The organism is Desulfitobacterium dehalogenans ATCC 51507, from assembly GCF_000243155.2.
Taxonomy (GTDB): domain Bacteria; phylum Bacillota; class Desulfitobacteriia; order Desulfitobacteriales; family Desulfitobacteriaceae; genus Desulfitobacterium; species Desulfitobacterium dehalogenans.
In genome coordinates this window covers 3,067,791-3,082,145 of sequence record NC_018017.1, presented here as the reverse complement: position 1 = coordinate 3,082,145, position 14,355 = coordinate 3,067,791, and the positions used below count along the sequence as shown (strand labels likewise).

Here is a 14,355-nt window from a genome sequence, read left to right as displayed (position 1 = left end):
GGGAGACCACATGGCTAAACATCGTTCGAATAGGCTCGCAGAGACCTTAAAACAAGAAATATCCCAGTTGATTCGAGAGGAGCTCAAGGACCCTAGGATTGGCTTTGTTACCGTGACCAGTGTCGAAGTAGCCGATGACCTTGGCAGTGCTAAAGTCTATATAAGTGTTTTGGGTGACTCTCAGCAGGCTAAGGATTCATTGGATGCCTTAAAAAAGGCAGCGGGCTTCGTACGCAGCGAAATCGGTAAAAGGGTGCGCTTAAGGCATGCTCCTGAGATCGTGTTCAAATATGATACTTCCATCGAGCATGGTGCCCATATTGCCCAATTGCTCCGGGGAGTAAAGCATGAGGAACAAAAAGACGAGGGCGAATCCCATGATGAATAGTGTTATCAATCAAATGGCAGAGGAATTGAGAAAAGCGCCTAAAGTGGCGCTTTTCTCCCATGTATCCCCGGACGGAGATTGTATAGGATCAATGTTGGGAATTGGCTTGGCTTTAGAGGCTTTGGGGAAAGAAGTAGCTATGATTAACCCGGACCCGATTCCACGAAATTTAAGTTTTTTGCCCGGTGTTGATAAGATCGCAAGATCAATGCCTAATCCTCTCCCTGAAACCCTGCTCTTTGTGGATTGCGCAGATTTACAACGAGTTCAATTGCAAAGGGAAGATCTGCCTGCGGAGGCCGTAATCCTAAATTTGGACCACCACATTTCCAATCAGAATTTTGGCAAGATTAATTGGGTGGATAGCCATGCTGCAGCCAGTGGTGAACTTGCCTATGCTTTAATACGCCGGCTTAATGTGGAGTTAACTCTGGAAATCGCGGCGAATCTCTATACAGCATTGTTGACGGATACCGGGTGCTTTAAGTATTCCAATACCACGTCGAAGACTCATCAGATTGCAGGTGAGCTTATCGACGCCGGTATAAACTTAGGTGATATACATCATTTCGTTTTTGACCAAACCCCTATGGTTAAGTTAGAATTATTGCGCCGTGGCTTAAACCAATTGCAGATTTTTGCAGAGGGGCAAATAGGGATGATGACCTTAAGGAAACGAGATTTTGAGGAAAGCGGTGCTGAGGAGAGTTTAAGCGAAGGACTGATCGATCACGCCCGGACCATAGAAGGGGTGGAAGTGGCAGTCTTATTTAAAGAATCGAAACCCGATACCATACGTGTAAGCCTCCGCTCTAATCGCTGGTTGGATGTTAACAGAATTGCCGATAGTTTTGGTGGTGGGGGGCATAAACGGGCAGCGGGCTGTACCTTGCATGTTTCCCTGGAAGAAGCAAAACAGATGGTTCGACAATCCATTGAGGAGGAGCTCAAACTTGGACGGAGTCATTAATGTACTTAAACCCTCAGGGATGACTTCTTCTGACGTGGTGGTTCGTTTAAGGAGAATTTTGAACACCCGGAAGATTGGGCATACGGGAACATTGGATCCCGAAGTAACGGGAGTATTGCCGATTTGTGTGGGGAAAGCAACACGCTTGGCTGAATATATCACCAATCAAGGGAAATCATACCGTTGTGAGATGACCTTTGGAATTATCACAGATACCCAGGATGCTTCTGGAGAAATTCTGAACAAGGCACCGGCTCATGTGAGTGCTGAGGATTTTCAACACATCATCCCCCAGTACCTTGGTTCGATCCGGCAGATTCCTCCCATGTTTTCTGCTGTAAAGCATCAAGGGAAACGTCTTTATGAATTAGCCCGTCAAGGTCTGGAAGTTGAAAGAAAATCCCGGGAGATACACATTGATCATTTGCAGCTCATGGAATGGATAGCGGGGGAATACCCTAAGGCCATTTTTGAAGTGGACTGTTCAAAGGGCACATACGTGCGGACCTTGTGCCATGATATGGGGCAGACTTTAGGGTGTGGGGCACATATGTCTGATCTGGTCCGCCTCCGTTCCGGACCCTTTCGTATTCAGGAGAGTCTGTCCTTGGAGGCCATTCAAAGCTTTATGGAGCAGGATGATCATTCATTCTTGATTCCTTTCACTCAAGTACTGGACTTACCTCGGGTTATCTTGCCACCTCAGCGAGCTTTGGCTTTTCGCAATGGACTTTCCACCTCGAAAAGTCAAGTTGAAGAAGGGGCTAAGACGGATGAGGGGTGTGAGGTTCAAGTCTTTAGTGAAGGAAATTTCTTAGGTATAGGTATTTGGAGAGAGCAGGCCCTCTGTCCTTACAAAGTTTTTTAACCATAAAGAAAACCCGGTTTCGCTGAGTCTTAAACGCATGCTCGGAAATGAAGCGAAGCCGCTGGTTGCCCTTATGCTTAGAAAGTATAGTGCGCAAGCTTATACTTTCTGACAGTATAAAAAATAGAGTTAGTGCTGAGGGAAAGTTAGGTGGGGAACTATGCAAATCATTCGAGAATTACCGTCAACCCCTGAGACCCAATGCGTATTGGCTTTAGGGAATTTTGACGGGGTGCATCTGGGACATCAACGCTTGCTTAAAAGCGGTTTGGAACAAGCTGCTCAAAAAGGTGTGGACCTTGCCGTTCTTCTTTTCGAGCCTCATCCCTTGAAGCTGCTTTTTCCGGAACGAGTCATCGGCTTCTTAACCACTCAAAAAGAGCAGATGCGGTTGTTTTCCGAAATCGGTGTTGATCGGGTTTATTTGGTACCCTTTACCAAGGAAATGGCCGATACTTCTCCAGAAGGGTTTGTTAGAGATATACTTGTAAAGCTTGGCGTCGTTCATATTGTTGTCGGCTTCAACTATTCCTTTGGTGCCTTGGGAAAAGGGACTGCGGAGGACCTTCAGCGTTATGGACAAGACTATGGCTTTGGGGTGAGTGTGCTCCAGCCCCAGACTTTTGAGGGCAAGGTCATCTCTTCGACAGCCGTTCGCAAGGCTTTGCTTAATGGGGATGCCGTCCAAGCCAAGAAGCTATTGGGCCGGACCTATAAGCTTGTGGGAACCGTGGTCGAAGGAGAAAAACGTGGCCATGACTTAGGGTATCCTACCGCAAACTTAAGGATTTATGAAGATTTGATTATTCCCAAACGGGGAGTCTATGCCGTATGGGCTGAGATCGAGGGACGCCTTGTCCATGGTATGATGAATATTGGCATGAAGCCCACGTTTCATGAGGAATATGCCCTTACTGTAGAAATTCATTTTTTTGATTTTAGTGGAGATCTTTATGGCATGGAATTAGCAATATGCTGCGAAGAGAAGATTCGTGATGAAAGAAAATTCAATGGCCTTGGCGAACTGAAGGGGCAGCTTGATCGGGATGCCTTAAAAGTTAAGCAAGTACTGGAAGGAATCTTCAGAAACCCTATTCAAGCAGTAAATGGCCATTAAATTCCTTTACAAATAGGAATTTTTCTAGTAAAATACATGAGAACCGCTCGCTCGGGCTTGCGTTCTCCGTCGCAATTCTGGGCAGTAGGCGATTTTTATAATTATTGGAGGTAGACACCCATGATGACACCGGAAAAGAAAAAAGAAATTATTGCGAAATTCCAACAACACGAAGGAGATACAGGTTCTCCCGAAGTACAAATCGCGTTGCTCACTGAGCGCATTACCTATTTGACTGAGCACTTCAAGACCCATAAGAAGGATCATCATTCCCGCCGTGGTCTTTTGAAGATGGTTGGACAACGCCGTGCTCTGCTCAACTATCTGAAAGATATGGACTTCAATCGCTATCGTAAAATTGTTTCTGATCTCGGCTTACGCCGTTAATTTTGTCCACAGAACGCTATAATATGGAGAGAAAAGAGAGGCAGACTATTTCTGTCTCTCTTTTTTGCACTGTCAGAAAGTATAAACTTACGCACTATACTTTCTAAGCATAAGGGCAACCAAAGACGACCCTTTCGCTGCGGCTCAGCGAAATCAGGTTTTCTTTATATAATTAGTTTTTTTAATCTAAATGCAGGAAATAATAACAATATGTCGAAGATGAATCAAGTTAAGAAGAAAATAGTTGGAGAGAATTTAAGGAGGTTCCATTGTGACACAGGAAGTATTTGAACGTTCGATCCAGGTCGGCGGCAGGACAATGACCTTCCAAACCGGGAAAATCGGTAAGCAAGCAGGCGGTGCCATTTTCTGCCGGTATGGAGATACCGTTGTTTCAGCATTTGCTACTGGAAGTGCTCAACCAAGGGAAGGTATTGATTTTTTTCCGTTGACCGTTGAATTTGAAGAAAGACTCTATGCCGTCGGGAAAATTCCCGGAGGCTTTATTAAGAGGGAGGGGCGCCCCAGTGAGAAGGCTATTTTGTCTGCGCGCCTCATCGACCGGCCGATTCGGCCTCTTTTCCCCGAGGGTTATCGCAACGATGTACAAGTTGTTGCTCAAGTCATGTCGGTAGATCAGGATTGTGCCTCCGACATTACAGGGATTAATGCAGCTTCGGCTGCGCTGACGATTTCCAATGTTCCTTTCGAAGGACCGGTAGCTGCAGTTACCGTAGGGTTAATCGGCGATGAGTTTATCATTAACCCCACAGTTGAACAGTCCGAAAAAAGCGTCATGCATCTTACCGTTGCCGGGACCAAAGATGCTGTGATGATGGTAGAAGCTGGTGCGCAAGAGGTACCTGAAACTCAAATGCTGGAAGCCATTATGTTTGGTCACCGCGAAATTCAACGTATTGCGGAGTTTATCGAGAACTACCGCCGCGAAGCTCTGGAAAGAAATTTAGCAAAACCCAAACAAGAAGTCGTGATGCAGCAGATATCGGAAGACATTGTCCGGGTGGTCAAAGAATTTGCCTATGACAAAATGGATCAGGCAGTTCGCACCGAAGAAAAGAAAGCAAGGGAAGAAGCCATCCGACAAGTTAAGGAAGAAGCTTTAGCCCATTTCGCAGAGCAATATCCTGAAGATCTGAAAGCCATTGATAGAACTCTGGAAGACTTCGTACATAAGATTGTTCGCCGCTTAATCACTGTAGAACACATTCGACCCGATGGACGCGCTTTAGATGAGATTCGTCCCATCAGTATCGAAGTCGGACTGTTGCCCAGAACTCATGGTACCGGCCTGTTTACCCGGGGACAAACCCAAGTGCTCACGGTGGCGACTTTGGGAGCCGTTGGTGATGAACAGATTCTTGACGGGTTAGGTCTCGAAGAGTCCAAGCGCTATATGCATCATTATAATTTCCCACCTTACAGCGTAGGGGAAACTCGTCCTATGCGCGGACCTGGCCGTCGGGAAATTGGTCATGGAGCTTTAGCAGAACGGGCCCTTCTCCCCGTAATTCCTAATGAAAACGACTTCCCCTATACCCTTCGTCTGGTTTCTGAGGTTCTTGAATCCAATGGATCCAGTTCTATGGCATCAGTATGCGGCAGCACTCTGTCTTTGATGGACGCCGGGGTGCCTATTAAATCCCCTGTGGCCGGGATAGCCATGGGCTTGATCAGCGAGGAAAATCATATCGCTATTCTTTCGGACATTCAGGGACTGGAAGACCATGATGGGGATATGGATTTCAAAGTGGCAGGAACAAGTCAAGGTGTAACAGCTTTGCAGATGGATATAAAAATCAAAGGGGTGTCCCAGGAGATCTTGGAGAGAGCCCTTACTCAAGCGAAAGAAGGACGTCTGTTTATTCTTGATAAAATGCTCTCCGTGATTGAAAAACCACGACCAGAGCTTTCACCCTATGCCCCAAGAATCATTACGGCATCCATTCACCCAGATAAGATTCGTGAGGTTATTGGACCTGGCGGAAAGACTATTAAGAAGATCATTGATGAAACCGGTGTTAAGATCGACATTGAAGATGATGGCCGTGTCTTTATTTCTGCAGTAGATGGGGAGGCCGGTGAGAACGCACTTAAAATCATCCAGGCCCTCACTCAAGAGGTTGAAGTAGGCCGTATTTATAATGGCCGGGTAACCCGGGTTATGGACTTCGGAGCCTTCGTAGAGGTCATTCCTGGTGTTCTGGGATTAAGCGGTAAAGAAGGATTGGTTCATATTTCCCAACTGGCTCACGGGCGGGTTGAGAAAGTAGAGGATGTGGTGAAACTGGGAGATGAAATCCTGGTTAAGGCTACAGGCATTGACAAGCAAGGTCGTTTGAATCTTTCCCGGAAGGAAGCACTGCCCAATCCTAATCCCAATGGAAATACGGCTAATAAAAAACCCAAGGAATAATTAAAGAAGAATAGCCTGAATTATTCTGCATTCGTCCCCCCTTGCATAAATCTAAATGGAAGGGGGTAGACGAATGTATGTTTTTAAAGTTCCATTTAAGACCTTAAAGCTTCTCGGGCTTGTTCTCGTATTAGCTCTTGGCATACTCATAGAACAAAGAGTGGTGGGGATTGTTGCTAATCTTCCCACCCCCATAGACCAAGTCAAAACCGAGAAAAAAGTCATGGCTTTAACCATTAACGTGGACTGGGGCGGAGAATTTCTGCCCGGTATTCTGGATGCTTTAGATAAATATAATGGAAAAGCAACCTTTTTCCTTACGGGACGCTGGGCCCAAAATAATCCGGAAATGGTGAAAGAGATCCAGGCCCGTGGCCATGCCATAGAGAATCATGGCTATTCCCATCCTCATCCAGACCAAATATCCATCAGTGCCAATCAGGAAGAAATTCTTAAGACGGAAAAGATCGTCCAGGAAATTACCGGAACCAAGACCAAGTATTATGCACCGCCCTATGGCGAAAAAGGAGCCTCAGGGCTTAAAGCCGCAGAAAATCTTGGCTATACTACCATCCTTTGGACCTTGGATACGGTGGATTGGCGTCCGGAAAGCACACCGGAGATTATTACCAAGCGCATTGTGGATCCGGCTGTACGCTTTGGTATTAAGCCCACCCGGGAAGGAGCCATTGTATTAATGCATCCCAAAGAGAACACAGTGAAAGCTTTGCCGAATATTTTAAGCCGGCTCGCCAATGAAGGATTCCAATTCATTACTGTAAATGAACTGATAACATTGGAAGGAGTCGGAGATACTACCTCATAGACTTTAATGTGAGGTGGTAGAATGTTCAGGCAAAAATGGATGCAGGCCGTGGTTTGCGTTCTTATTTCACTATCTTTAAATACGGCTCCAGTGTATGCACAAACCATGGACACGCATCAAGAGCCAATACCGACACCGTCGTTAAAAATTACTGCTGATGCAGCGGTACTTATGGACGCAGCAACAGGAGATATACTCTATGATAAAAATGCTCATAAACAGAGGCCGCCGGCCAGCACCACAAAAATTATAACGGCTATTCTCGGACTGGAGCTGGGAAAACCTGATGAACTTGTAGTGGTAAGCGAAAAAGCCGCTTCTGTAGGCGAATCCACCATTCATCTGGACCCCGGGGAAAAGATTCTGCTTTACGAACTGGTTACAGGGGCTATGGTTAAATCAGGCAATGATGCCTGCGTGGCTATCGGAGAACATATAGCGGGTACTGAAGAACATTTCATTCGATTAATGAACCAAAAAGCGTTCCTTCTCGGAGCGAGAAATACTAATTTTGAAAACACCAACGGCCTACCTGGCAAAAATCATGTCTCAACAGCCTATGATTTGGCTTTAATGGCTCGTTATGGGCTGCAGATTCCAGCGTTTACCTCGATTACTCGCTTGAAGGAAACAGAAATTCATTTTATTGAACCTGATTTTTTTATGAACTTAAAAAATACCAATAGACTATTATGGAGTTACCCTTATAGCGATGGAGTTAAGACGGGGACAACCAATGCCGCCGGAAAATGTTTAGTAGCAGCCGCGACGAAGGACGGTCGGCAGCTCATTGCCGTTGTTCTCCATGCTCCCAACCGTTTCGGAGATGCACAAAAGCTTTTGGAATGGGGTTTTGACGAAACAGAAACACTGAATATTATACAAGCCGGAGAAACCATCGAGTTTCCCGCTAAAAATACAGAACCTGTCAAAGCGTTTGCTCAGAATCCGGTTGACATCAGTATTTTAAAGAAAGATAAGGAAAAACTTGAAAAGAAAATTGTTTGGACAAGGGATGAGAGTCTCCCTATTAATGCCGGCGAGGTCTTAGGAGCATATGAGGTGTGGCTGAACGGAGGAAAGTTAAGCAGCACCCCACTCTATGCCGAAAGTCCTGTCAAGCAAAAGGGGAGATTAACGAATCTCTTAGAGGGGAAGTGAAAGATATGTATCAAAAAACTGTATTACCAAACGGAGTTCGCATTATCACAGAGGAAATCGATCATGTACGCTCAGTAGCGGTAGGAGTATGGGTAGGTGCTGGTTCCCGGGACGAGAAAGAAGGATATGAGGGGATATCCCATTTTATAGAGCACATGTTTTTTAAAGGAACAAAAAACCGCACCGCTCGCGATATCGCTGAATCTTTAGAGGCTGTGGGGGGACAGCTCAATGCCTTTACCACGAAAGAATATACTTGCTACTACGCCAAGGTTCTGGATGAAGATATGGATCTAGCTATGGATGTACTTAATGATATGTTTTTTGAGTCTCTCTTCGATGAAAATGAAATAGAAAAAGAAAAGAAAGTGGTCATTGAAGAGATAAAAATGTATGAGGATTCTCCCGATGAGCTTATTCATGATTTGTTTTCCGATTACGTCTGGAATGACCATCCCTTGGGAAGGCCCATATTAGGAACCGAGGAGAGCGTTAAAGGACTAAGCCGTGAAAAAATCCTGACCTTTATGGATCATCATTATGCTCCTGATAATCTGGTTATTGCCGTGGCCGGCAAAATCAAGCATGATGAGGTCTTGAAAAAGCTTGCTCCCTTATATGGGGAATTTAAACGGGGAGGAAGACGGATCTTGGAAGGGACTCCCAAGGGGCAGCAGGTTCAGGAAATGATCCCGAAAGATACGGAACAAATGCACCTCATCCTGGGAGTTCCCGGTCTAGGGCAAGAAGATGAGGATATTTATCCCATGCACATCTTCAATAATATCTTGGGGGGAGGCTTAAGTTCCCGTTTGTTCCAGGAGATCAGAGAACAGCGGGGGATGGCCTATACGGTGTTCTCTTATCATTCCACTTATGTGGATACCGGCTTGTTTGCTATTTATGCAGGAACCACACCCTCAAATTCCCAAGAAGTTGTGGAATGCGCTCTCGCTGAGATTTTAGACATTAAGAAGAATGGTATCTCACAATCAGAGCTGGATCGGACCAAGTCTCAGATTAAGGGCGGACTTTACTTAGGATTAGAATCAGCAAACAGCAGGATGAGTCGTTTAGGCAAGACGGAATTGACCTATAATCGGGTTGTTTCTCCCGAAGAAGTGGTTGAAAAGCTGGAACGCGTTACCGTCGAGGATACGAAGAGAGTGGTAAACCGTCTGTGGAAGCGGGATAAGATAAGCCTTCTCATGTTAGGGCCGGCAGGGAATGAAGTGAACATAGAAGCATTGTTGGATAAAATAGGCTGGACCGAAGAATAAGGCAATGTTTATTAGGAGAGGAAAAGCAAATTGAATTCGCTTAAAGTAAAAATAGCTTACGTCAGGAGAGATAAGGCCCCAAATCTTCCGCAATACGCAACGCCGGGAGCAGCGGGTGTGGATTTACAAGCCTCTCTGGATCAGGATCTACTCATCAACCCGGGGCAGATCGTTAAAATACCTACTGGGCTGGCCATAGAGCTGCCTCATAAAGGTGTGGGGGCCTTTGTTTTTGCCCGAAGTGGTTTAGCCTCTAAGTATGGTTTGGCGTTAGCCAACGGGGTGGGCGTCGTCGATTCAGATTATCGGGGTGAGATTCTGGTTGCAGTTATCAATCAGGGCCCGGAACCTTTTGTTGTGAAGGACGGGGATCGGGTTGCACAAATGGTTTTTCTCCCTGTATTCATTGGAGAATTTTACTTGGTGGATCAATTAGACGAGACCGACCGAGGCCAAGGTGGCTTTGGCTCAACAGGTGTTTCATAAGTCGTTGGTTGTAAAGAGTTCTAGGGCTCATGAACTTGTCATACACATCCCATAGAGGAGGTATGCCATGCAAGCCCTAGGACTCTTTTTACTTACCACTGGAATCCTTGTATCTCTTCGCTCCAGGTGCTATCTGCTTATGTGGCGATCAGAGAGTAAGCCCAGTCTGTTATCGGCAGCCATAACCCAGCTTGTAGGTACTGCAGGGGGAATTTATCTCTCTTTGGAGCTATTGTTTTCTTTTTTGAAGATTCCGGAGGACTGGTGGAATCCTTCAGCTTTTGTTGTCGAGCCACTTGCCGTTATTTCGCTAGTCTTAGCCATTGTACAGCCCTTTATGGTCCAATTGTGGCTGAAGATTAAAAAATAAGGAGGAGTAACTATGCTTCTTAGTGACTTAGCAGGTAAAGAAATTATTAATTTATTTGACGGAGCGAAACTAGGACTGGTGGGTGATGCGGATTTAGCGATTACGGCAAGCGGAGCGATTGAAGCCATTATACTTACTTCCCGTTCCGGCTTTTCAGGGTTTTGGGGAAATAATGAAAGAGATAGAGATATCTTAGTCATTCCCTGGGATGTCATTAAGAAGGTAGGGTCTGAAGTCATTATTGTGGACATGAGTAATAGAACAGAGCGTATTAATAAATATTCTGTTTGACATGAATACGTTAATTAACTAAAATAGTAAAAAAGGTAAAGCAACCCCGAAATGCCTGTGGCAGCGGGGTTGTTAGTGTAGTGACAGGTTCACTTTCAGCTCAGCATGTCGCTACACTAGCTATCGTTGGGTCTCTTGGGAGGGTTATAGATGAAGAAGATTCGTGTTTTTGTTTCTGGAGCCGGAGGGAAAATGGGAAAAGAAGTGGTTCGCACTATCCTCGGCCAGGAAGATATGCAGCTTGTGGGTGCTTCGGATGCACGCCAACAAGGTAAGGATATAGGAGAGATTCTTGCCACTGCTCCCCTAGGGATTGAGATAACCGGCCCTCTGGAAGGTGTGCATCTTAAGGAGAGTCGGGCAGATGTCTTGGTGGATTTTACCAATCCTCAGTCCGTATTGAAAAATACAAAATGTGCTTTATTGGCCGGAGTTGTTCCCATCTTAGGGACCACGGGCTTAGATGAAGCCGATATCGCGGAAATCAGTGATCTTGTGGATCAGACTAAAGTGGGAGCCTTTATTGCACCGAACTTTGCCATTGGTGCTATACTCATGATGCGCTTTGCCCAAGAAGCGGCAAAGTACTTTCCCAATGTAGAGATTATTGAGCTGCATCATGACCAAAAGCTGGATGCACCTTCTGGAACGGCTCTCAAAACTGTAGAGTGGATATCGGAAGTGAGAAAGCCCCTGGTACAGGGTCATCCCAATGAGTACGAAAAGATCAAGGGGTCACGGGGCGGTGATGTAGATGGAATTCATATCCACTCTGTCCGTCTGCCCGGATTTATAGCTCATCAGGAAGTGATTTTTGGCGGCCTTGGACAAGCCTTGACGATCCGCCATGATGCCCTCTCCCGGGAAACCTATATGCCCGGGGTTATGTTAGCTATTCGCAAAGGGAGCCAACTCTCAAATTTGGTAATAGGCTTAGAGAATTTCCTCGAATAGGAATCATCATCGGGGAACCGCATTCTATCTTTCCTCATATACTGGATAGTAGTCATGGGACACAGTCTCAAAGGGGGCTTAAAGATGAGTGCGGGTCTAACTGGAATTCGAGTCGCTGTAATTGGAGGGGATGACCGAGAAATTTATATGATTTCGGAGCTTCAAAAGCTAGGGGCCTACATAGTCGGGGTCGGATTTGAAAAAGCAGATTCCATCCAAGGAGTTACACTTCTTTCTTCGCCGCTGGAAGCGGTAGAGAAGGCAGACGTCTTGCTTTTTCCAATGTACGGTACCGATGAACATGGGGGTGTCAGAGCTAAGTATTCCGATACGCCTATTGTGCTGAATAAGGAGCTGTTAAAAGCAGCTTCACCCAAGGTGCCGCTTTTTATCGGGTGGGCACGCCCTGCCCTAAAATCAGCGGCGGAAATGCTGGGAATTCAAATTGTCGAGACGGCTAACCTTGACCAACTTGCTATTCTCAACTCCATTCCTTCTGCAGAAGGTGCTATCCAAATGGCCATGGAGGCCTCGCCCATCACAATCCACGGCAGTGAGAGCTTTGTTCTCGGCCTGGGACGATGTGGCTGGACTCTTGCCCGGACATTAAAAGGGATGGGGGCTCATGTTACTGGAGTAGCCCGCAAACCTGCGGATCTGGCCAGGGCATTGGAAATGGGTTTGGAAGCGGTCCATTTTGCTGATTTGGAAGACAGGATCGGGAAGGCGGAGCTTATTTTCAACACCGTTCCCAATCTGATTCTGGACAAAGTCATGTTGGAACAAGTGAATCATGAGGCTGTCATTATCGATATCGCTTCACTTCCCGGCGGCACGGATTTTGAATGGGCAAAGGCTTTAGGCATCAAGGCAATACTCGCTCCTGGTTTACCCGGTAAGGTTGCTCCCAAAGCAGCAGGAAAAATCCTTGCTCAAGTCTACCCGCAACTTATTCTTCGCCACCTGACCACAAATAGTATTTCTTTAAAGTTTTGAAGTGGAGGTGACGAAGGCATGAAACTTGACGGGTTAAAGATTGGTTTTGCTGTAACGGGTTCACATTGTACCTTGCATGAAATCACTGAGGTCATGCGTAAGATGGTTGAAGAAGGAGCGGACTTAACTCCCATTATCTCCTATGCTGTGGACAGCATGGACACTCGATTTGGCAAAGCAGAGGATTGGAAGATCAAATTCGAAGAAATAACCCAGAAAGAGGTTATTCATACCATACCGGATGCTGAACCCATCGGGCCGCAGAAAAAGTTTGACTGCCTGCTCATTGCACCGTGTACAGGTAACACACTGGCAAAGTTAGCAAATGGCATTACGGACACTCCGGTACTTATGGCGGCAAAAGCACATCTTCGTAACCAGCGGCCTTTGGTAATAGCCATCTCAACTAATGACGGCCTGGGATTGAACGCTCGGAATATTGGGACACTTTTATGTACAAAAAATATATTTCTCGTTCCATTTGGGCAGGATAGCCCGGCTACAAAAGCGAATTCATTAGTAGCCCATATGGATAAAATTCCGGATACAGTCCTTATGGCTTGTGAGGGGAGACAAATTCAGCCCATATTGGTTGATTATCACTAAAACTCAGACTGATCAGTTATATGGATATGGTGCTGTGCGTTTAGGCTTAGCACCATATTCCTAGTTACTGATCCAGGATATTAAGGAGGAACATTTATGCCGAATGTTGCAATTGTTGGAGCTACAGGTGCGGTTGGACAAGAGTTCTTGAAGATCCTTGTGGAAAGGAATTTCCCTGTGGGAGAATTACGCTTATTAGCTACAAAGCGTTCCGCAGGCAAAAAAATTCTTTGGCAAGGCAGGGAAATCGAGGTTCAAGAAACGACCCATGACAGCTTTAAAGGTATCGATATAGCATTATTTGCTGGAGGATCATCCAGTACAGAATATGCTCCCTCTGCAGTTAAAAGTGGAGCAGTAGTCATCGATAACAGCAGTGCTTATCGTCTTGATCCGGAGGTCCCTCTGGTCGTACCCGAAGTCAATCCGGAAGATGTAAAATGGCATAAGGGGATCATCGCTAATCCTAACTGCTCCACAATCATCATGGCAGTCGCCTTGAAGCCTGTTTTTGATTTAGCTGGAATCAAAAGGGTGGTGGTGTCAACGTATCAAGCCGTTTCCGGAGCAGGTCGTGAGGGGATCGAAGAATTAGAAGGCCAGGTTCGCGACTGGGTGCAGGGGAAGGAATTGAAGAACCAGACATTTCCTTATCAAATTGCCTTTAACCTGATTCCCAGGATTGATGTATTCCAAGAAGGGGATTACACTAAAGAAGAGTGGAAGATGGTTAAGGAGACCCAGAAGATTTTCCATGTGGACAATATGCCGATTACGGCAACCACAGTCCGAGTTCCTGTTTTAAGAAGCCACTCCGAATCCATTAACATAGAGACAGAGCGAAGTGTTGATTTGGAGGAGGTCAAAGCGGCCTTCCGAAAGGCTCCAGGAATTATTGTTGAGGATAATCCGGCAGAAGATCGCTATCCGATGCCTTGGTTTACTTCAGATACCGATGAAGTCTATATAGGCCGTATCCGTAAAGATTTCTCCATTGAAAATGGAATCAATCTTTGGGTTGTGGGCGACCAGATTCGTAAAGGAGCTGCAACCAATACGATACAGATTGCCGAATTATTATTATAGTCATGTTGTGAGCACTGTAGGGAAGAGTGTGGGGACAGATAGAAGGATCCATTAAAATTTTGAAGCACAAGGAATAGTGCCTTTATATAAGTGAATAAAATAATTGAAATCATAATGTGAGGCGACAGGAGGAGT

The 14,355-nt window shown here is 45.8% G+C and carries 16 protein-coding genes; all 16 read left to right on the top strand.

All coding sequences use genetic code 11. From position 1 onward, the window contains the following. Positions 1–10: 10 nt before the first annotated feature. The 16 genes from rbfA to DESDE_RS14855 all read left to right on the top strand — a co-directional run bounded on the left by rbfA (position 11) and on the right by DESDE_RS14855 (position 14,220). Positions 11–388 (top strand): 30S ribosome-binding factor RbfA, encoded by a 378-nt coding sequence (rbfA, locus tag DESDE_RS14930; RefSeq protein WP_014794856.1) that lies wholly within the window; start codon positions 11–13, stop codon positions 386–388. Continuing rightward, positions 378–1,358, top strand: coding sequence for a DHH family phosphoesterase (locus DESDE_RS14925; RefSeq protein WP_014794855.1), 981 nt, complete (start codon positions 378–380; stop codon positions 1,356–1,358). The genes rbfA and DESDE_RS14925 overlap by 11 nt, the downstream gene beginning before the upstream one ends. Beyond that, positions 1,342–2,226 (top strand): tRNA pseudouridine(55) synthase TruB, encoded by an 885-nt coding sequence (gene truB / locus DESDE_RS14920; protein ID WP_014794854.1) that lies wholly within the window; start codon positions 1,342–1,344, stop codon positions 2,224–2,226. The genes DESDE_RS14925 and truB overlap by 17 nt, the downstream gene beginning before the upstream one ends. A gap of 160 nt (positions 2,227–2,386) precedes the next feature. Next, the gene (locus tag DESDE_RS14915) at positions 2,387–3,343 is read left to right on the top strand and encodes a bifunctional riboflavin kinase/FAD synthetase (protein ID WP_014794853.1); all 957 of its coding nucleotides are present in this window, start codon (positions 2,387–2,389) and stop codon (positions 3,341–3,343) included. Between the two features lie 120 nt (positions 3,344–3,463). Continuing rightward, entirely contained in the window at positions 3,464–3,730 is a 267-nt protein-coding gene (rpsO, locus tag DESDE_RS14910) for a 30S ribosomal protein S15 (protein WP_014794852.1), read from the top strand. A 271-nt stretch (positions 3,731–4,001) separates the two neighbouring features. After that, positions 4,002–6,164, top strand: coding sequence for a polyribonucleotide nucleotidyltransferase (locus DESDE_RS14905; RefSeq protein WP_014794851.1), 2,163 nt, complete (start codon positions 4,002–4,004; stop codon positions 6,162–6,164). A 73-nt stretch (positions 6,165–6,237) separates the two neighbouring features. Continuing rightward, positions 6,238–6,990: a polysaccharide deacetylase family protein gene (locus DESDE_RS14900; RefSeq protein WP_014794850.1), complete on the top strand. Its 753-nt coding sequence runs from the start codon at positions 6,238–6,240 to the stop codon at positions 6,988–6,990. A 21-nt stretch (positions 6,991–7,011) separates the two neighbouring features. Continuing rightward, complete coding sequence (locus DESDE_RS14895) at positions 7,012–8,151, top strand: D-alanyl-D-alanine carboxypeptidase family protein (RefSeq protein WP_014794849.1); 1,140 nt, start codon at positions 7,012–7,014, stop codon at positions 8,149–8,151. A 5-nt stretch (positions 8,152–8,156) separates the two neighbouring features. Continuing rightward, on the top strand, positions 8,157–9,431 hold the full coding sequence (locus DESDE_RS14890; RefSeq protein ID WP_014794848.1) for a M16 family metallopeptidase: 1,275 nt from the start codon (positions 8,157–8,159) through the stop codon (positions 9,429–9,431). Between the two features lie 30 nt (positions 9,432–9,461). Continuing rightward, a complete protein-coding gene (gene dut / locus DESDE_RS14885) occupies positions 9,462–9,917 on the top strand; it encodes a dUTP diphosphatase (RefSeq protein WP_014794847.1) in 456 nt (151 codons plus the stop codon). A gap of 67 nt (positions 9,918–9,984) precedes the next feature. Continuing rightward, the gene (locus tag DESDE_RS14880) at positions 9,985–10,287 is read left to right on the top strand and encodes a hypothetical protein (protein WP_014794846.1); all 303 of its coding nucleotides are present in this window, start codon (positions 9,985–9,987) and stop codon (positions 10,285–10,287) included. 12 nt (positions 10,288–10,299) lie between these two features. Beyond that, complete coding sequence (locus DESDE_RS14875; RefSeq protein WP_014794845.1) at positions 10,300–10,578, top strand: YlmC/YmxH family sporulation protein; 279 nt, start codon at positions 10,300–10,302, stop codon at positions 10,576–10,578. A gap of 150 nt (positions 10,579–10,728) precedes the next feature. Beyond that, the gene (gene dapB, locus DESDE_RS14870) at positions 10,729–11,532 is read left to right on the top strand and encodes a 4-hydroxy-tetrahydrodipicolinate reductase (protein WP_014794844.1); all 804 of its coding nucleotides are present in this window, start codon (positions 10,729–10,731) and stop codon (positions 11,530–11,532) included. An 84-nt stretch (positions 11,533–11,616) separates the two neighbouring features. Continuing rightward, on the top strand, positions 11,617–12,528 hold the full coding sequence (gene dpsA, locus DESDE_RS14865; RefSeq protein WP_014794843.1) for a dipicolinate synthase subunit DpsA: 912 nt from the start codon (positions 11,617–11,619) through the stop codon (positions 12,526–12,528). An 18-nt stretch (positions 12,529–12,546) separates the two neighbouring features. After that, positions 12,547–13,134: a dipicolinate synthase subunit B gene (locus tag DESDE_RS14860; protein WP_014794842.1), complete on the top strand. Its 588-nt coding sequence runs from the start codon at positions 12,547–12,549 to the stop codon at positions 13,132–13,134. A gap of 96 nt (positions 13,135–13,230) precedes the next feature. After that, a complete protein-coding gene (locus DESDE_RS14855; RefSeq protein ID WP_014794841.1) occupies positions 13,231–14,220 on the top strand; it encodes an aspartate-semialdehyde dehydrogenase in 990 nt (329 codons plus the stop codon). Positions 14,221–14,355: the final 135 nt, after the last annotated feature.